At 70.1% G+C, this 19,385-nt stretch carries 12 protein-coding genes; 6 read left to right on the top strand and 6 right to left on the bottom strand.

Annotated elements, in window-relative coordinates; genetic code table 11:
* Positions 1 to 8: 8 nt before the first annotated feature.
* From KHC19_RS01705 to KHC19_RS01680, 6 genes are all read right to left on the bottom strand, one after another.
* On the bottom strand, positions 9 to 5,258 hold the full coding sequence (locus KHC19_RS01705) for a glycosyltransferase (RefSeq protein WP_213350285.1): 5,250 nt from the start codon (positions 5,256 to 5,258) through the stop codon (positions 9 to 11).
* Between the two features lie 115 nt (positions 5,259 to 5,373).
* Positions 5,374 to 6,369 carry a GHMP family kinase ATP-binding protein gene (locus KHC19_RS01700; RefSeq protein ID WP_213350284.1) on the bottom strand — a complete coding sequence of 332 codons (996 nt, stop codon included), beginning with the start codon at positions 6,367 to 6,369 and terminating at the stop codon, positions 5,374 to 5,376.
* Between the two features lie 15 nt (positions 6,370 to 6,384).
* Complete coding sequence (locus KHC19_RS01695; protein ID WP_213350283.1) at positions 6,385 to 7,605, bottom strand: HAD-IIIA family hydrolase; 1,221 nt, start codon at positions 7,603 to 7,605, stop codon at positions 6,385 to 6,387.
* Positions 7,587 to 8,183: a D-sedoheptulose-7-phosphate isomerase gene (locus KHC19_RS01690; protein ID WP_213350282.1), complete on the bottom strand. Its 597-nt coding sequence runs from the start codon at positions 8,181 to 8,183 to the stop codon at positions 7,587 to 7,589. Before KHC19_RS01690 ends, KHC19_RS01695 begins: the two co-directional genes overlap by 19 nt.
* Positions 8,184 to 8,401: 218 nt before the next feature.
* Complete coding sequence (locus KHC19_RS01685; protein WP_213350281.1) at positions 8,402 to 10,630, bottom strand: xanthine dehydrogenase family protein molybdopterin-binding subunit; 2,229 nt, start codon at positions 10,628 to 10,630, stop codon at positions 8,402 to 8,404.
* Positions 10,631 to 10,635: 5 nt separating this feature from the next.
* Positions 10,636 to 11,088 carry a (2Fe-2S)-binding protein gene (locus KHC19_RS01680; RefSeq protein ID WP_213350280.1) on the bottom strand — a complete coding sequence of 151 codons (453 nt, stop codon included), beginning with the start codon at positions 11,086 to 11,088 and terminating at the stop codon, positions 10,636 to 10,638.
* A gap of 365 nt (positions 11,089 to 11,453) precedes the next feature.
* Here KHC19_RS01680 and KHC19_RS01675 point away from each other — a divergent pair, with 365 nt between their 5' ends.
* The 6 genes from KHC19_RS01675 to KHC19_RS01650 all read left to right on the top strand — a co-directional run bounded on the left by KHC19_RS01675 (position 11,454) and on the right by KHC19_RS01650 (position 19,373).
* The gene (locus KHC19_RS01675) at positions 11,454 to 11,948 is read left to right on the top strand and encodes an RNA polymerase sigma factor (protein WP_213350279.1); all 495 of its coding nucleotides are present in this window, start codon (positions 11,454 to 11,456) and stop codon (positions 11,946 to 11,948) included.
* 70 nt (positions 11,949 to 12,018) lie between these two features.
* Positions 12,019 to 13,002 carry a FecR family protein gene (locus KHC19_RS01670; protein WP_213350278.1) on the top strand — a complete coding sequence of 328 codons (984 nt, stop codon included), beginning with the start codon at positions 12,019 to 12,021 and terminating at the stop codon, positions 13,000 to 13,002.
* A 123-nt stretch (positions 13,003 to 13,125) separates the two neighbouring features.
* Positions 13,126 to 15,573, top strand: a complete 2,448-nt coding sequence (locus KHC19_RS01665) for a TonB-dependent siderophore receptor (RefSeq protein ID WP_246548088.1) — start codon at positions 13,126 to 13,128, stop codon at positions 15,571 to 15,573.
* Positions 15,570 to 16,502, top strand: a complete 933-nt coding sequence (locus KHC19_RS01660) for an iron-siderophore ABC transporter substrate-binding protein (protein ID WP_343207632.1) — start codon at positions 15,570 to 15,572, stop codon at positions 16,500 to 16,502. Before KHC19_RS01665 ends, KHC19_RS01660 begins: the two co-directional genes overlap by 4 nt.
* On the top strand, positions 16,495 to 18,510 hold the full coding sequence (gene fhuB / locus KHC19_RS01655) for a Fe(3+)-hydroxamate ABC transporter permease FhuB (RefSeq protein WP_213350277.1): 2,016 nt from the start codon (positions 16,495 to 16,497) through the stop codon (positions 18,508 to 18,510). Before KHC19_RS01660 ends, fhuB begins: the two co-directional genes overlap by 8 nt.
* Complete coding sequence (locus KHC19_RS01650) at positions 18,507 to 19,373, top strand: alpha/beta hydrolase (protein WP_213350276.1); 867 nt, start codon at positions 18,507 to 18,509, stop codon at positions 19,371 to 19,373. Before fhuB ends, KHC19_RS01650 begins: the two co-directional genes overlap by 4 nt.
* Positions 19,374 to 19,385: the final 12 nt, after the last annotated feature.

Raw genomic sequence — 19,385 nt, 5'->3', positions numbered from 1 at the left:
GCGTCGCGCTAGCGTTCGACGGAAGCGAACATGCCTTCCATGGCGCGGATGCTGGCGTCGTAGAAGGCCTGGTAGCGCCGCCGGCTGGTCTCGGCGAGCGCGGAGAGCGGGGCGGGATCCTCGGCGAGCTTCAGCAGGCTGGCCACGAGGGCATCGAGATCCTCATGCCCGTGCATCGGGTCGCCGGTCTCGATGCCCTTGCCGCCCCATTTCGTGGTGAGCAGCGGCATGCCATAGGCCATGGCCTGCACCGTCTTCACGTTGATGCCGGTGCCCATGGTGACGGGCGAGACGACGACGTCGGCATCCGCATAGAAGGTGCCGATGTCCGGCACGAAGCCGTGCAGCTTCACCCAGGGACGGGTGAACAGCTCGGCGTCCTCCGGGGCGAGGTCCTGCACCATGTCGCGGACCTGGCCGGCAATGTGCAGCGTGAAGGGCGAGGGCCGCCCGTCGAGCTGGCGCTCGATGGCCTGCAGCAGCTGCAGCGCGATGGCGAGATTGATGCGGTTGGCGCTCGCCACCATGCCGACATCGGTCATCTTGGTGAAGGCGCGGTCGAGGAAGCGGGCCTCCTCCACATGCGGGATGACGATGGCGGTCTGGCGCCCCGTCACCGAGTTGAAATATTCCGCCTCCTCGGCCCGGCGGGCGACCACGAGGTCGGCGCGGCGCAGATAGGCGCCTTCCTCCTCCGGCGAGCAGGAGAAGAATTCGAGCGGCTGGCCGTTCCGGCGCAGCATCTCGTAGCGGTCGCCCATCTTGTCGTGGGTATCGACGACCTTGAGGATGTGCGCCGGGACATAGTCGAGCAGCCGCGACTGGAACACGTAGGAGCAGAACACGATATCGATGTCGTAGCGGGCGCAGAGCAGCTGGATGCGCTCGCCCAGGCCCTCCTCGTACCAGCCGTCGAACGGGATCGGCTGGCCGCTGGAACCGAGCCCGCAGCTGTTCGGCAGCAGGTCGAGGCTGTCCCATGCCGCCTGCATCATCGCCAGCGTCTCGGCGTCGTACATGTGGCTTTCCAGCAGGGCGAAATGCACCTTGTGGCCCATCTGCTGGAACTTGCGGGCGAAGGCCTGGATGGTCGCCTGGTTGCCGTGATTGTCCGGGTGCGAGGGGAAGGGGCTGAAATAGAGCACGTTCAGCGCCCCCGACCGGCGCCGTTCCAGCGCCGACAGCGGCGGCTGGCGCTGGGCGTGCGCGGCGGCGATATCCGGCGGCGTGCCGGCCGGCATGTGATCGATCAGGAAGGTGTTGCGCCACTTCTTGACCAGCATGTTCCCGTGCTTCACCGCCAGCTGCCGGGGCCGGGCCTTGCTTTCGGCGGCATAGGAGCCGTGCTCGAAATGGACCGCCTCCGACGCCGCCACGCAGACGACGCGGTGGCCCTTGTCGCGGGCGGTCATGGCGAGGTCGGAATCCTCGCAATAGGCGGGCACGTAGCGTTCGTCGAAGCCGCCGATCTCGCGCCAGAACGCGCCGCGCACCAGCATCGAGGCGCCGGTGGCGTAATCCACCTCGCGCGCGACCGAATAGAGCGGCGTGCGCCGCGCCCGCCCGCGGCCGATATTGCTCGCGGAACCGTCGGAGAACAGCGCGGCGCCGGTCTCCTGGATCGCGCCGTCCGGGTAGACCAGCTTGGAGCCGGCGATGGCGATGCGGGGATCCTCGTCCATCGCCTGCAGCAGCGGCTCCAGCCAGCCAGGCAGGACCACGGTGTCGTTGTTGAGGAACAGCAGGTGGCGGCCGCTGGCGCGCGCCGCCGCGGTCTTGCAGTTCAGCAGGAAGCCCTGGTTGCGCTCGCCCTTGACGACCCGGAGCCCGGGGAACAGCGCTGCCGCGTTCACCGTCTCGTCGGTCGAGCCGTCATCGGCGAGGATCACCTCGTAGCGGATGCCCGTGGCGCGGCCCGCCACCAGCACCGAGCTGAGGCAGGGCCGGGTGAGCTCCCATTTGTTGTAGGCGGGCACGATGATCGACACGTCGATCGGCGTGCTGGCGTCGTAGCTCGGGAAGGCGGCCGGCTCGGCGGCCTGGCAGTGCTGGACATAGAGATCGAGCGGCAGCACCCGCGCCCGGTCCAGCATGCGCAGGAAGGAGGAGCGGTTGGCGAGCTCGCCGAAATTCTCCCGCACCAGGACCCGGCCGTTCTCCGCCAGGCGCGACCATAGCGCCTGGTCGCGATAGAGGGCGATGACGGCGTCGGCGAAGGCTTCCGGCTCGTCGCGGACCAGCGCGTGCAGGCCGTCGACGATGCCCATGCCTTCGGCGCCGATGGTGGTGCAGACCGACGGCACGCCGGCGCCGAGGCTGGCGCCGAGCTTGCCCTTGATGCCGGCGCCGTACAGCAGCGGCGCGACGCTCAGCCGGTAGCAGGCCAGCACCGGATCGAGTTCGGCGACATAGCCTACATGGCGCACGCCCGGCTGGTTGCCGAGCGCCACCACTTCCGGGGGCGCCTCGGCGCCGACGATGTGGAACTCGACGTCCGGCAGCGCCGCGCGCACGCGCGGCCAGACCTTGCCGACGAACCACAGCACCGCGTCGACATTCGGCGTGTGCTTGAAGCCGCCGAGGAAGAAGAGGTCGCTGCGCTCCTCATAGCCCGGCGGGTCCTCCACCACCGGGCTGTAGAGCGCGGGGAAGACCGAGATCTTGTCGCGGTCGAGATGGGCCTCGAGGAAGGGCAGCTCGGCCGGGCTCACCAGCACGACATGGTCGACGGCGCGCATCATGGCGATCTCGCGCTCACGCGTCGCCTCCGCCTTGGCGCGCATCGCCGGATCGCCGCTCAGATCGGCGGCGCGTCCCTCGCGCAGGAAATAGAGGTCGGGCGCGTGCAGCACCACCAGCGCGTCCGGCGCCACCTGCCGCGCCGCCGGCAGCAGCGCTTCCGCCACGTCGAAGCGGACGAGGTAGTAGGCGCCGAAGGTCGCGCCGTGCTCGCGCACATAGTCGCCGGCGCTGTGATAGCCGCTGGCATGGGTGATCACGGTGACGCCGAGCGCCTCGAGATCCTGCCGGTAGGGCGCGGTGTCGGAAAGATCGGTGGCGCAGAACACCACCTCGAAGCCGAGGGTGCAGAGATCGGCGATGACGCCGAAGGTGGCCCGCTCGCCCGCCGAGACGTCCGGGCGCGGCAGGCGGTAGTCGGAGACCAGGATCCGCCGGGCGCGCTGGGGATCCACCACCGGCTCGTTGACCTTGCCCTGGTCCGAGCCCTCGGCGCTCAGGTTCATCAGCAGCTCGGCGTCGCGCTGCGCCTGGGCGATCTTCACCGGGTCGCGCTTGTCGGCGGAGCGGCGGAAGCGCGCGGCGGTGCGCATCGAGACCGGCGCCACGCAGGCGGCGAGCACGCGCAGGGCGAAGGCATATAGCGAGGTTCCCGCCGGCGGCCGCGGCCGGTCGGGCTCGACCAGATGGCCGCAGGCCGTGAGCCAGTCGCGCTGGAAGCGTGCCGACCGGCGGCTCTCCAGCGAGCGGCGCAGGCTGGAGGCGCTGCGCCGGGGCAGCACCGGCTCCGGCAGCAGCAGGAAGCGCAGCGCCGCCCGCTCCAGGCTCTTGCGCAACGGGCGGAACGGCTTGGAATAGGCGCGGCGCAGCTCGCGCACCAGCCGGTCGCCGGCGGTGCTCATGGTGGCGATCCGCTGCTCGGCCTGGCGCAGCGCCGCGTCGCCGGCGAACTTCGCCTCGGCGAGCTGGCGGCGCAATTCGTCGATCTCCTGGCGCTCGCGGTTGGCGCCGGTCGCGGCTTCGTTCTGCTGCGCGGTGTCGCGCGCCTGCAACTCCTGCTCGCAGACGTCGAGCGCCGCGCCGAGCCGGGCGACGCTTTCCCTCTGGGCCTCGAGCTGGGCAGCCACCTCGTTCCGTGCCTGTTCGCTCGCCTGCAGCCGGAGCGCGAGGTCGCCGGCCCTGGCCTGCTCTTCATGGGCGGCGGCGGTGAGCGCATCGATGCGCTCGCGCAGCCGGTCGGAGAGCGTGCGCTCCCTGGCGAGCTCGTCGGACCGCCGGACGATGCTGGCGAGCGCCGCCACCAGCGCTGCCCGCAGCTCGGCGTCGTCGTCTTCGGCCGCAGGAGCCCGGCTGCCCTCGATGTCGCTCATGAGTCGTTCAACGTCCCGCAGGTTTGATGATGTCTGTTCGAGGGCAAGCTCGGCAAGGCGTGCCTGCAGGTGCGGGCGCTCCGCCAGAAAGGTCGCGCTGGTCGCCCCGAGCCGTCCGATGTCGGAAACGACCGCCTCGGTGGTGCCGAGATGCTTCTCGAAGGCGCCGCGCATCTTGTCGATGGAGGTATAGCCGATGCCCTGCGACATCATCACCAGCGGCACGGTGTGAGCCCGGAACGCCGCCAGCGACAGGTGCATGCGCCCGGTGACCAGAAGGTCCACCGCACCGAGCACGACGATGTTGCCGCTGTAACCGATATCCGGCGGGGCCTTGACCGCGCGCCCGGCATCGAGGTTCCGGGTGATCCAGTCGAGCGCGAGGTCCTGATAATAGGCGTCGGAGGGGTGATTCTCCCACTGCCGCTCGTCATTGGACAGCAGCACGTACAAGGCTTGCGGATGCACGTTCGCCAGCTCCTCGATCACCCGGGCGACGAAGAGGCGGCGGTTCTCCTCGGTGTGCTCGTCGTAGAACGAGCGGAACGAATGCTCGGCGAAGTTGAGGCCGATGACCGGGTGCCGGTCCCCGGCCGCGGCGATGGCGGCCAGCACGGCCTGCGTCGTGGCGCTGGGCGCGGGGGCGCAGAAGAAGGAGATGTCGGGGAAGTAGCGCCCCTTCAGGCCGGTCTGCCGGCGAAAATTCGCCAACGAATGGTCGTCGCGCAGCAGGAACTCGACGCCCGGCATCAGGCGCAGGCGTTCGAGGATTTCCGGCGCGACCTGCGAGCGGAACGAGCAGGAGGCGAACACCGGCAAGCCGCGCAACAGCGCCTCGGTGGCGAGATCCAGCCGCTCGAAGCTGGGTTCGAGCCCGCAGGTGCCGTCGAGGACGTCGGCCCCGAGCAGGAACAGGACGTCTTCCGCCTCCAGCCGACCGCCGAAATCCCGCAGCGGGCCGGGCGCCTCGCCGACGGTGCCGTTCTCGTCCTGGAGCGCCAGATGGTCGAGCCACATGCGTTCCGGCGCGGGATTGACGATCACCACGGGATGGTCGCGGAACAGTTCCAGCGCGCCGCGCACCATACCCTCATCGCCCTTGCTGCCCGGCGCGGCGGGCGGAATGAGGATGATGCGGCCTTTGCTCATGGCACGTCCTTTGGCACGTCGTTGTCGGCGTCTGCGATCGACCGGAAGCGGACAGGCCGATCCCCGTTCCGCCGCTGGCCCCGGCGCGCGACCCGCGCCGCCGGCCCGCCGCGCGTCAGGGAATGTGGGTTACGGTGGAGCCGCCATTGGTCAGCGCCACCTTGACGACGTTGCCCTGGCCGAAGCGCTCCGAGAACAACGGGTGCAGGTTCGGATCCGCAAGGAACAGCACGAAGCCGCCGCCGCCGGCGCCGAGCAGCTTGCCGCCCCAGGCGCCGAGTTCCTTGCCGTGAATATAGAGCTCGTCGATCGCCGAGTTCGACACCGACGAGCCCAACTGGCGCTTCAGCTGCCAGCCGTGATCGAGGAGCTCGGCGAAGCGCACGATGGTCGACAGGTCGTCGCCCGGCGATTCGAGCAGGGACGCGCCGATGCGGGTCATCTCGTACATCTCGCGCAGATAGCTCTCATTGGCGCCCGATTTCGTACGCTGATCCTGGTTCTGGAGCACGACCGACGCGCTGCGTTGCCCGCCAGTATAGACCAGCAGCATCGAACTGTTCAGCAGCGTGAGGCGGCTGGTGGTCAGCCGCAGCGGCTCGATGGAGAAGGTGTCGCCGGTGAACTCGTAGCGCGCCAGCCCGCCGAAGGCGGCGTGGATCTGGTCCTGGACGCCGACATTCTCCTTGAGGATGTCCTGCTCCATGTGGATGGCCTGCCGCGCCAGCTCGTAGCGCGTCAGCTCGATGCCGCGCATGCGGTTGAGCAGGTTCAGGAAGCCGACGGTGAAGGAGGAGGAGCTGCCGAGGCCGGTGGAGCCCGGCAGGTCCGACATGGTGGCGATGTTGAGCGGCGCGGTCCAGCCGTGCAGCTTCAGCGCCTCGCGGATCACCGGATGCTGGATGTCCTCGATGCGGTCGACGCTCTCGGTGGTGCGGTAGGTGACGCGGAAATGCTGCTCGGCGATGGCCGCCAGCGGCAGCGCCTGGATGAAGACGTATTTATCGATCGTGCCGCCGAGCACGGCGCCGGGATGCGAGCGGAAATGCGAGGGGTAGTCGGTGCCGCCGCCGAGAAAGCTGGCCCTCAGGGGGGTTCTGCTGATCCACATGTCGTGCCTCGGAAACTAGATCGATTGTCGCAGCAGATCCAGCACGGAACCGCCCTGATAGCGCACGCCGCGGATGCCGGCCGCGGCCGCCGCCTGCATGTCCGCCTCGGTGTCGCCGAGCATGACGCTGCGCGCCGCATCGACCGGCCAGGCGGCGAGGAGGTCCTCGATCATGCCCGGTCCCGGCTTGCGGCGGCGGCAGTCGCGGCGATAGGCCTCGACGGTGCCCTCGACATGGTGCGGGCAATATTCCAGCGCGTCGATATGCCCGCCAATGTCGGCGAGCTGGCCCTGCATCGCCCGATGGAAGGCCAGGACCGCGGCTTCGTCATAGCGGCCGCGCGCGACCCCGGCCTGGTTCGTCACCACGAAGACAAGATAGCCCGCGGTATTGGCGTGGGCGATCGCCTCGCGCGCGCCGGGCATCCAGTCGAGATCCTCGACGCGGTGCGTGTAGCCGGCATCGCGGTTCAGCGTGCCGTCGCGGTCGAAGAACACCGCCGGGCGGGTGCGCACGCGCGGCAGTTCCTCCTGCACGCGGGCGAAGGTCTCGGGCACGCCGATATCGATGAAGTAGCTGCCCGGCGCCGCGGCGATGCCGGCCACCCGCCCGGCCGCGACGAGGCGCGGCAGCACGTCGGCCTCCAGCGAGCAGGCAATGCCGGCGGGGATGAGGTCGAGCACCTGCCGCGTCAGCAGATAGACGCCGGCATTGATGAGGCCGGGCTTGCCGGCGCGCTCCGGGCTCTTCTCCAGGAAGGCGCGGACATGGTGGCCGTCCAGCGTCACGCTGCCGAAGCGCCCGGCATCCGGCACCTGCTGCAGCAGCATCTGGGCGGCGAGGTCCGGCTCGGCGGCCTTCGCCGCGCGGAAGGCGGCGGCGAAGCGCACCAGATCGGCGTCGATCCAGGAATCGCCGTTCAGCAGCAGGAAGTCGTCGTCGAGCGCGCCGGCGGCGAAGGCGAGCGCGCCGCCGGTGCCGAGCGGCGCCGGCTCCACCAGCACCTCGATCCGCGCGCCATAAAGCTCGCGGCCGTGGAAGGCTTCCACGACCTGGTCGCCGAAGCGGCCCGCCAGTAGCACGATGCGCGTGATGCCGTAGCGGGCGACCTCCTGGATCAGGTGATCCAGGAACGGACGCCCGGCGACCGGCAGCATCGGCTTGGGGGTGGTGGCCGTCAGCTCACCGAGGCGGGTGCCGAGCCCGCCGCACAGGATCAGCGCTTGGGAGAGCACAGGGTCGACTCGACGAGCGCGCAGATGAGGTGCCCGACCGCGATATGCGCTTCCTGGATATGGTTGGTCTGGCCGTGCGGCACGGCGATGAGGATGTCCGACAGCGCCGTCATCTTGCCGCCATTGGCGCCGGTGAGGCCGATGGTGACGATGCCCATCTCGTGCGCCGCCTCGAACGCCTTCACCACATTGGCGCTGTTGCCGCTGGTGGACATGCCGACCAGCACGTCGCCGGCCCGGCCGATGCCGCGCAGCTGGCGCGAGAAGGTGTTCTCGTAGCCGTAATCATTGCCGATGGCGGTCAGCGCCGAGGTGTCCACCGTGAGGGAGAGCGCCGCCATGGGCTCGCGGTCGAACAGGAAGCGGCCCATCAGCTCGGCGGCGAGATGCTGGGCGTCGGCGGCCGAGCCGCCATTGCCGCAGAAGATCACCTTGCCACCCTTGGTGAGTGCCGCCATCCAGGCGTCGGCGGCCTGCGCCACCTCGTCGCCCACCTCGGTGAGGCGGCCCATCAGCTTTTCGGTTTCAGCGAAATATGCCGCGATGACCGCCGCCCGGTCGGTCGAACTTGTCAGCATGCGTCTCTCACTCCGCCGGGGATAAGCCTCGGCATTTCATCGCGTTAGTCCGTCGCCCCCAAGCGCGAGAATCCGACATAGCGGTTCCTCCCGGAAAACGCCAGTGTCAGCTTTGTATCGTTCGAAAATAGACGGAAAGGACGCGCGACGCGGAGAGGCCGGCAAGCGAGCGGCTGGCGGGGGACGGCCGGTGGGTGCCGGCCGTCCCCCGGGGCCGATCAGGCCTTGAAGTCTTCCAGCCGGAACGGCAGCGAGCGCAGCCGCTGGCCGGTGGCGTCGAAGATGGCGTTGGACAGCGCCGGGGCGACGCCCGGCACGCCCGGCTCGCCGATGCCGGTCGGCGGGTTGGCCGAGGGCAGGATGTGCACCTCCACCTTCGGCATCTCCGACATCCGCAGCGGCACGTAGCCGTCGAAGTTGGACTGCTCCACCACGCCCTTGTCCATGGTGATCTCGTCATGCAGCGCCGCGCCCAGCCCGAAGCCGACGCCGCCCTCGATCTGCGCGGCGATGACGTCCGGGTTGACCGCGATGCCGCAATCGACGGCACACACCACCTTGTCGACCTTGACCTGGCCGTTGACGATGGAGATGTCGATCACGCTGCCGACCACGGTGTTGAAGCTCTCGTGCAAGGCGAGGCCGCGACCCTTGCCGGTGCCGGGCTTCGGCCCCCAGTTCGCCTTCTCGGCCAGCAGCTTCAGCACCGCGGTGTGGCGCGGCTTGTCCTTGAGCAGTTCGAGCCGGAACTCCACCGGGTCGCGGCCGGCGGCGCGGGCGAGTTCGTCGATCGTCACCTCCACCACATGGGCGGTGTGGGTGTGGCCGACCGACCGCCACCACAGGGTGGGCACCTTCACCTTCGGCGAGTGCAGGTCCACGGCGAAGTTGCCGATGGCGTAGTTGGTGTCGGAGGCGCCTTCCACCGAGGTGCCGTCCACGCCTTCCTTAATGATGAAGGCCTCGAACGGCGTGCCGGTGATGAAGGACTGGCCGACGATGCTCTGCTCCCAGCCGGCGACCTTGCCGTCCGCCGTCAGCCCGGCGCGGACCTTGTGGTAGAAGAGCGGCCGGTAATAGCCGCCCTTGATGTCGTCCTCGCGGGTCCAGACGAGGTGCACCGGCGCGCGCCCGTCAATGGCCTTGAGGATGGTGGCGGCCTCGGCGATGTAGTCGGCCGGCGGGTTGGCGCGGCGGCCGAAGGAGCCGCCGGCCCATACCGTCTCGATCTTCACCTGCTCCGGCTTGAGGCCGAGGATGCCGGCGGTGACCGCCTGCTCCACGGTCTGGAACTGCGAGCCGGCATGGATGGTGACGCCGTCGGCGGTCTTCTCGATGACGCAGTTCAGCGGCTCCATCGGCGCATGGGCGAGATAGGGGAAGGCGAACTCGCTCTCGATGGTCTTGGCCGCGCCGGCGAGGCCGGCGCTCGCGTCGCCCCGCCGCGCCGCCTTGAGGCCGGGGGTGCCGGCGAGCGCCTTGTACTCCTCCAGCAATTCGGCGGTGCCGCGGTTCTCCGCCTGGCTCTCGTCCCATTCGATGGCGGCGAGCGCCTCGCGGCCCCGGATCGCGGCCCAGGTGTTGTCAGCCAGCACGGCGACGCCGGCCGGCACCGCCACCACGTCGACCACGCCCGGCACCTTCCTGGCGGCGGCGGCGTCGAAGGACTTCACCGTGGCGCCGAAGCGGTCCGGGCGCCGGATGACGGCGGTGAGCATGCCGGGGACGCGGATGTCGAGCGCATAGACCGCCTTGCCATCCGTCTTGTCGGCGGAATCGAGGCGGGGCAGGCGCGTGCCGATCAGCTTGAAGTCCTTCGGGTCCTTCAGCTTCACGTCCTTGGGGATCGGCTGGCGGGCGGCCGCCTCGGCGAACGCGCCGAAATTGCCGCTGTGGCTGCCGCTCTTCAGCGTGCCCTTCTCGACGGTGACGCTGTCGGCCGGCACGCCCCATTGCTCGGCGGCGGCGGCGACCAGCATCTGGCGGGCGGCGGCGCCGGCCTTGCGCAGCTGTTCCCAGCTGTTGGCGACCGAGGTGGAGCCGCCGGTGCCCTGCACCGGCCCGAAGAGCAGGTTGTTGTAGAGCTGGGCGTCGGCCGGCGCGAAGGCGGCGCGCATCTGGCCCCAGTCGGCGTCCAGTTCCTCGGCGACGAGGGTGGTGAGCCCGGTGGTGACGCCCTGGCCCATGTCGAGGTGCTTGATCAGCACGGTGACGGTGTTGTCGGGCGCGATCTTCACGAAGGCGTTCGGCATCGGGCCGTCGGTCGGCGCGGCGGCAAGCGCCTCGGACGGGCCGAGCCGCACCCCGATGACCAGAGCGCCGGAGACGGCCGCCGCGGCCTTGAGGAAGCCGCGGCGCGAGGGGGCGGCAAGGGCGGTGTCGCGCGCGGCGGCCGGAGCGAGGCGCTCAAGCATCCGGGCATAGTCGGCAGGCTTGATGATGTGCATGGCGCTCACGCGAGGTTGGAGGCGGCTTCGTGGATGGCGGCGCGGATGCGCTGATAGGTGGCGCAGCGGCAGACATTGCCGTCCATGGCGGCGTCGATGTCCTCGTCGGTCGGCTTGCGGTTCTCGCTGAGCAGGCCGACGGCGGACATGATCTGGCCGGACTGGCAGTAGCCGCACTGCACCACGTCGAGCTTGCGCCAGGCCGCGACGACGGCGGTGCCGACCTCGCCGCCGACGCCCTCGATGGTGGTGACGCTCTTGCCCTCGACATCGGACAGCGCCGTCTGGCACGAGCGTACCGGCGTGCCGTCGACATGCACGGTGCAGGCGCCGCACAGCGCCGCGCCGCAGCCGAACTTGGTGCCGGTCAGCCCGACGACGTCACGCAGGGCCCACAAGAGCGGCATGTCGCCATCGGCCTCGATGGTGCGTTCGGATCCATTGAGTGTGAATTTCATCTTCGCCCTCTCCATTGGGGATGAGGACGCGCGAGCGCGCGCCGCCGAATTTCCCGGCCGGCGGCCGTCGCCTCTACGCTCCCGGTAAAAGGCTAGGCTTCATGACGAGCATCATCTAATCACCACTCCGTGACCGGTGGACAGGCCGGTCGCAGGAGGTGGGGGCGTTGGCCCGCATGCGCTCCGCTCAAAATGGAGGCATCGAATTACGGCGTCCGGCACAGTCTAGAAGAGGGGTGGCGCAACTTAGGCGCCGAGCCGACAAGTTATAGTAATTCCAAATATTCTCCCTGAGCTTACGTTCCATATCCGTGCATGCTAAATCCCCTCATGTCCTCTTGAGGCCGATGGTGGATCGCCCGCGCATGCAGCCAGACCTGTCGCTCGTCTTCTCGGCGCATGGGACCGAGCTGAAGCGGTACCTCAATCGCCGGCTGGGCGACCAGCACATGGCGAACGACCTCGTGCAGGACACGTTCGTGCGCGTCATCGAGCGGCCGGAAACCCGTGTCCAGGACATCCGCGCCTATCTCTACACCGTCGCCCGCAACCTGCTGCTGAACCATCTGAAGCAGGAAGCCCGCCGGCGCACCGATGTGGTGGCGCCGGAGGCGTTCGGCGAGATTGCCGCCGACCAGCCCTCGCCGGAGGAGGCGGTCGATTCCCGCCTGCAGCTCGAGCGCATCTATCTGATGGTGCAGGAGCTGCCGCGGCGCACGCAGGAAATCTTCGTGCTGAACCGCATCGACAACCTGACCCACGCCGAGGTCGCCCGGCATCTCGGCCTTTCCGAGAGCGCGGTGCAGAAGCACCTTGCCATGGCCATCGCCCATATGACGCGGCGCCTGCGCGCGCGCTGAGGCGATTTTTACGGTCATGCCCCGCCTCGGTTGTCGTATAGGGCGGGTGCGGCATTTCATGGAATGAGCAGTGGGCGACAGCGGGCAACAGGCGGAAGAGATCGAGCTGCGGGCCGCCGAATGGGTGGCGCGCCTCGATGGAGCGCCGCTGAGCGAGCGGGAGACGGGCGCCCTGCGCGCCTGGCTGGGCGAGGATCCCGAGCACCGGGCGGCCTTCGAGGAGGCCAGCGCGACCTGGCGCGAGCTCGGCGCGCTGCGCCGCGACCCCGGCCCGCTGCGCGCGGTGGTGCGGCCGGGACGGCAGGGACGACAGGTCTCCGCCGCGCGCAAGGCGGTGCGGATCGGGGCGGTGGTGGGACTGCTGGCGCTCGCCGCCGGCATCGCCCGTTTCCAGCTCGGCGATCCCTGGCTGCTGGTCGCCGCCGACTACCGCACCGCGCCGGGCGAGCTGCGCACGGTCTCGCTGCCGGATGGCAGCGTGGTGGAGCTCGGCCCGTCCAGCGCGATCGCGCTGGACTACAGCGAGGGCGAGCGCCGGGTGCGGCTGCTGGCCGGCGAGGGGTTCTTCTCGGTGGCGCCGCGCGCGGGGGAGGAGAGCCGCCCGTTCGTCGCCGAGGCGGCCGGCGGCACCACCACCGCCCTCGGCACCAAATTCGTGATCGAGGAGAACGGGACCGATGCCGAGGTGCTCGCCGTCGAGCATCAGGTGGAGGTGGCGACCGGGGCAGGGCGCGGTGTGGTGCTGTCGCCGGGGCAGGAGGTGCGCTACCGGCGCGACGGCGGCCTCGGCCGCGTGCACAGCCGCGACGTCGAGACGGCGACGGCCTGGCGGCGGGGACTGCTGGTGTTCGACGGGGCCCGCCTCGGCCGCGTGGTCGAGACGCTCAACCGCTACCGGCGCGGGCGCATCGTCATCCTCGACAGCGCCCTGGCGCAGCGCCGGGTGAGCGGCGTGTTCCCGACCCGCGATCTGGACGACGCCATCGACACCATCACCACCGAGCTCGGCATCGGATCGCGGTCGATTTATCCCCTGATCACCGTGCTTTACTGAAAATCGTCGCAAAATCGCAAAAATTTTTACGGTCACGGGCGCGTGAGTTGTCTTCCTTCCTGCAGGCCGGCGCGAGCCGCCGCCGTGCCATGCGCGCGAGATGAAATGAAGGAAGGACGATCCATGAGGCTTCGGGGGATGAGCGGCGCGCGGCGCCTGCGGCGGCACTATCTCGGCGGTACGGCGCGCCATGCCCTGGCCCTCGGATTGATGGCGGCGGCCCTCGGCGCCTCGGCGCCGGCCGCCCATGCGCAGGCACAGGCGACGGCGAGCGTCGCCCCCGCCCGGATCGCCTTCGACATCCCCGCGCAGGACCTCAACGGCGCGGTGCTCTCCTTCGCCCAGAAGGCGGGGGTGCGGGTGTTCTTCGACACCGCCAAGTTCGGCGGCCGGCGCTCCTCCGCCGTCTCCGGCACCATGAGCCCGCCGCAGGCGCTGGACGCGCTGCTGCGCGGCACCGGCCTGACCTATCGCTTCACCGCGCCGAACCGCGTGACCATCGTCGATCCCGCCGCCTCGACGGCGAGCTCCGGCGAGACCGTCGGCATCGAGCTCGACACCATCGCCGTGCAGGGCTCGGGCGACGGCACGGTCGGCTATGTCGCCACCCGCAGCACCGCCGGCACCAAGACCGACACGCCGCTGCTCGAGACGCCGCAATCGGTCTCGGTGATCACCCGCCAGGAACTCGACGATCGCAACGTGCAGACGCTGACCGAGGCGGTGGCCTACACCCCCGGCGTGCGCACCGGCCAGAGCGGCTACGACCCGCGCTTCGACGTCTTTACCATCCGCGGCTTCGACACCACCTATAACGGCATCTACCGCGACGGCCTGCGCTGGCCGGGCGCCAACATGTCGGTGTTCAAGATCGAGCCCTATGGCGTCGAGAACATCACCGTGCTGCGCGGCCCGTCTTCGGCGCTGTACGGCCTCGGCTCGCCGGGCGGCCTGGTCGACGTCACCTCCAAGCGCCCGACCGAGGAAGCCTTCGGCGAGATCGAGCTGCAGGCCGGCAATTACGACTGGCTGCAGGGGCAGTTCGACATTGGCGGGCCGCTCGACAAGGACGGCACGCTGCTCTACCGCCTGACCGGCCTGCTGCGCGACGCCGACTCGCCGAACACGCTCGGCGGCGGGGTCAACGACATGACCTATATCGCCCCGGCGCTGACCTGGAAGCCGAACGACCAGACCAAGATCACCTTCCTCGGCGAATACCAGAAGTCGGAGACCCCGGCCTCGCTGCCCTTCTATGGCTGGGACGGCACCGGCACGGAGACCTTCAGCCGCTCTCCGGGCGACTATAACAGCCAGCCGCAGGAGCAGTGGCGCATCGGCTATTCGGCCGAACACGAGTTCAACGACGTCTTCACCTTCCGCCAGAACCTGCGCTACGGCAACGCCGATACCACGGTGCGCTACACCAGCCTGTACGGCATCGACCCGGACACCAATATCGGCACGCGCGGCACCGGCTATGTGCACGACATCCTCGACAGCTTCGCCGTCGACAACCAGGTGCAGGCCGACTTCGTGACCGGCGCCGTCGAGCACAAGCTGCTGTTCGGCCTCGACTACACCTATCTGTCGCTGGATGGCGGCATCGGCTTCGGCACGGCGGCCGATTTCGACTTCAACACCGGGCAGCCGCTCGGTCCGACCTACGATCCCGGGTTCAACTATTCCCGCTACAAGCAGACGCAGAACCAGACCGGCCTCTATATTCAGGAGCAGGCCAAGTTCGACCGCTGGATCCTGACCCTGACCGGCCGGCAGGACTGGGTCGACAGCAAGGACGACGACCTGCTGAACGGCACGTCGGAGAATACGGACGACAGCGAGTTCACCGGCCGCGTCGGCCTGACCTATGTGTTCGACAACGGCATCGCGCCCTACGTCACCTATTCGACCTCCTTCGCGCCCAATCTCGGCGTCGACGTCAACGGCGACGCCTTCTCGCCGACCACCTCCAAGCAGATCGAGGCGGGCGTGAAATACGCGCCCACCGGCTTCGACGGCTACTTCACCGCCGCGGTGTTCCAGATCAACCAGGAGAATGGGCTGGTCACTGACGACACCAACCCGCTCTTCCAGGTGCAGACCGGCGAGGTGCGCGCGCGCGGCTTCGAACTGGAGGCGGTCGCCAATCTCGGTGCCGGGCTCAAGGTGCGCGGCGCCTATACCTATCTCGACCTGACCAATGTCGCCGGCGACCCGACCACCATCGGCCTAGCGCCTTCCGGCCAGCCGCAGAATGCCTTCGCCATCTGGGCGGATTACCAGTTCCAGCCCGGCTCGAAGCTCGCCGGTCTCGGGATCGGTGCCGGCGTGCGCTACACCGGCGCCACCTGGGGCGACTCGCTCAACAGCTTCGAGAACGACGCCTACACCCTCGTCGACGCCAAGCTGAGCTACGACTTCGAGTACCTCAACCCGAAGCTCAAGGGCTGGAGCGCGCAGATCAACGCGCAGAACCTGCTCGACGAGGAATACGTCACCTGCGACGCCGGCTACTGCTATCTCGGTGCGCCGCGCACCGTCATCGCCGGCCTGAAGTACCGCTGGTGAGCGGATCGCCGCTCCTGTCCCGCCGGGCCGCGCTGCTCGGCGGGCTGGCCTCGCTTCCTCTCGCCCCGCTCGCCACCGGGCCGCTTGCCGGTGCGGCGGCGGGCGGGGCGCCGGCCCGGCTTCCGCGCGTCGTCTCGATGGATTTCGGCCTCGCCGAGACCCTCATCGAGATCGGCGTGCCGCCGCTTGCCCTTCCCAATCCCGGCATATGGGGGGATTGGGTGGTCGAGCCGGCGCTGCCGCCCGGCCTCGTCAATCTCGGCGCCGATCTCGAGCCGAACCTCGAATTGCTGGCCGCCCTGAAGCCGGATCTGATCGTCACCACGCCCTATCTCGCCGGCGTCCGTCCGTTGCTGGAGGCGTGCGCGCCGACGCACGAGATCTCCGTCTATGCGCCGCCGGTGGGGCACCCCTATGACCGCAGCGTCGCCGGCACCCGGCAGCTTGCCGCCGCCGTCGGCCGCGTCGCCGAAGGCGAGGCGCTGATCGCCCGGGCGGAAGCGACCCTGCAGGCGGCGGGGCGGGCCTTCGCCGCGAGCGGCGCCAAGGGCCGGCCGGTGCTGATCGTCCAGTTTCTCGACACCCGACATGTGCGCGTCTACGGCCCCGGCGGCCTGTTCGGCGACGTGATCGAGCGCACCGGCCTCGTCAATGGCTGGGCACAGCCGGGCAATTACTGGGGCTTCAGCACCATGGGCATCGAGGCGCTGGTGGGGGCGTCGGCGAGCCGGCTCGTCTATCTCGAGCCCATCGCCCCCGACACGCTCGACCGGCTTGCCGCCAGCCCGCTGTGGAACAGCCTGCCCTTCGTGCGGGCGGGGCGCGTGGATCGCATGCCGGCGGCGCTGATGTTCGGCATGCTGCCCTCGGCGATGCGCTTCGCGCGCGAGCTGGCACGGGTGCTGGCCGGAGAGACCGCGCATGGCTGAACGCGTCGCGACCGCGCGTGCCGCCCGCCGGGCGAGGCCGGGGCCCGCGCGGCTGGTCGCGCTGCTGGCCGGCGCGGCGCTGGTGCTGACCCTGGTCAATCTGGCGCGGCATCTGCCGGCCGGCGGCTGGTGGGCCGCGCTGATCGCGCCCGATGCCGACGATCCGGCGCAGATGTTCGTCGCCTTCGCCTATGCGCCGCGGCTGGCGGTGAGCCTGCTGGCCGGCGCGGCGCTGGGGCTCGCCGGCGCGATGCTGCAGGTGGTGCTGCGCAACCCCATCGCCTCGCCCACCACGCTCGGCATCGAGGCGGGTGCCACGGTGGCGCTGGCGGTGACGCTGAGCTGGGCGCCGGGCCTGATCGGCTTCGGCCGCGAATGGGTGGCGCTCGGCGGCGGGCTGGCCGCCATCGGCATGGTGCTGCTGCTCTCGCGGCGCAGCGGCTTCGCGCCGCTGGTGGTGATCCTGGCGGGCATGGTCACCAGCCTCGCCGGCGCCGCCTTTTCCGCGCTGCTGTTCCTCTTCAACAATCATTATCTTTCCGGGCTGTTCCTGTGGGGAGCCGGCTCGCTGAGCCTGCAGGACTGGTCGGAACCGGTCTTCCTCGCGCCCCGCCTCGCGCTCGCCATCGCCTGCGCGGCGCTGCTGGTGCGGCCGCTGACGCTGATCGACCTGGACGACGGCGTGGCCCGCAGCCTCGGCCTCGGCCTCGCCGCGGCCCGTTTCGCCGCGCTGCTTGTGGCGGTGGCGCTCACCGTGCTGGTGGTGGCGAGCGTCGGGGTGATCGGCTTTCTCGGACTCGCCGCGCCGGTGCTGGCGCAGTTCAGCGGTGCGCGCCGGATCGGCTCCCGGCTCCTCTTCTCGACGCTGGTAGGGGCGAGCCTGCTGTGGCTGACCGACCAGGGCGTCCAGCTCCTGTCGTCGCAGTTCGGCACGCCGCTGCCCACCGGCGCGGTGACCGCCATGTTCGGGGCGCCGCTGCTCCTCTGGATGGTACCGCGCCTGAAGCTGCCGCCGCATGTCGGGGCCGGGATATCGGTGCGCATCGGCGGGCCGGTCATCGCCGTCGCCCCGCTGTTCGCCGGCCTGGTGCTGGTGCTGGTGGCGGCGCTGGTCCTCTCGGCGAGCCTCGGGCAGGGGCTCGACGGCTGGACATTCGCCGGGCCGCACAGTGGGCTGTGGGACCTGCGGCTGCCGCGGGCGCTCGCCGCCTTCGCCGGCGGGGTGATGCTGGCGGTGGCCGGCGGCATCCTGCAGCGCATGACCGGCAACCCGATGGCGAGCCCGGAAGTGATGGGGGTGAGCGCCGGCGCCGCCTGCGGCCTCGTCGCGGCGCTGTTCCTGTTCGACGAGATCGGGCGGGTGGAACGTACGCTCGCCGCTTCTCTGGGGGCGCTGGCGGCGCTCGCCGCCATATTGGCGCTGGCGCGGGTGGCCAAGGGCGCGCCGGAGCGGGTGATCCTCGTCGGCATCGCCACCGGCGCGCTGCTCGACAGCCTGGTGAGCGTGCTGATGGCGAGCGGCGACCCGCGCGCCACGCTGCTGTTCAACTGGATGACCGGCTCGACCTATGGCGTGGGCGCGCCGGCCGCGGCGTCGAGCCTCGTCGCCACGCTGGCGGTGCTCGCGGCCCTGCCGCTCATCGCCCGCTGGCTCGACATTCTGCCGCTCGGCGAGCCGGGCGCGCGGGCGCTCGGCGTGCCGGCGGCGCTCAGCCGCTCGCTGATGCTGATGCTGGCCGCCCTCGCCACCGCCTTCGCCACGCTGCTGGTCGGCCCGCTGTCCTTCGTCGGGCTGATCGCGCCGCATCTGGCCCGGCTGTTCGGCCTGCGCCGGCCGCTGGCGGAACTCGCGGGGGCGGCGCTGATCGGCGGTCTCGTCATGGTGCTGGCCGACTTCGCCGGCCGCGTCGTCGCCTTCCCCTGGCAACTGCCCGCCGGCCTCGTGGCCTCGATGATCGGCGCGCCCGCCTTCCTCTGGCTCCTGTCGCGAAAGCAGACCGCCCCATGAACGCTTCCCCGTCGGCCGCCTTCATCCCGGATACCGTCACCTTCGACCTGGCTCCCGCGGGGGGCGGCGAGCCCTGGCGCATCTTCCTCTACCGCCCGCCGGGCGAGCCGCCGCAAGGCGGCTGGCCGGTGATGTACTATCTCGACGCCAATGCGATGGCCGCTACCGTCGCCGACATCATGCGCGTGCAGGCCGCCTGGCCGCTGGGCACCGGCATCGAATGGGGGGTGATGGTCGGCATCGGCTATCCGGTGGACGGCGCCTATGACGGGGTGCGCCGCTCCTGGGACCTGGCGCCGCCGCCGGGCCAGAGCTATCCGCCCTTCACGCCAGACGGGCCGGAAGTGCGCACCGGCGGCGCCGACCATTTCCTCGCCTTCATCGAGGAGGAGCTGAAGCCGGAGATCGCCCGCCGCGTGCCGGTCGACCCCGCCCGGCAGGCGATCCTCGGCCATTCCTTCGGCGGGCTGTTCGTGCTGCACACGCTGTTCCGCAAGCCGCGAGCGTTCTCGCGGTGGATCTCTGTGAGCCCGGCCGTCTGGTGGGAGGGCGCCGGCATCGTGACGGCGGCCGAGGCCTTCCTCGCCGAAGGCGGCGAGGCGAGCGGCCGGGCGCTGCTGATCGTCGGCGAATATGAACAGGCGCTGGCGCCGTTCCAGATCGGCGCCGAGGACGAGGCCAAGCGCCTCGCGGCCTTCGAGGACAGCCGCATCGTCGACAACACCCGGCTGATGGCCGAGCGTCTCGCCGGCGCGAAGGGGTTCGGCGCCGATTACGTGCTGCTGCCCGGCGAGACGCATATGTCGGTGCTGCCGGCCAGCCTCAACCTCGGCATCCGCTTCGCCTTCGGCCGGGCGGGCTGAGGCCGGGCGCGC

It is taken from the genome of Ancylobacter oerskovii (assembly GCF_018390555.1).
GTDB lineage: Bacteria > Pseudomonadota > Alphaproteobacteria > Rhizobiales > Xanthobacteraceae > Ancylobacter > Ancylobacter oerskovii.
Note: the sequence above shows the minus strand (reverse complement) of the source record. Positions and strands in the feature narration are given on the sequence as shown.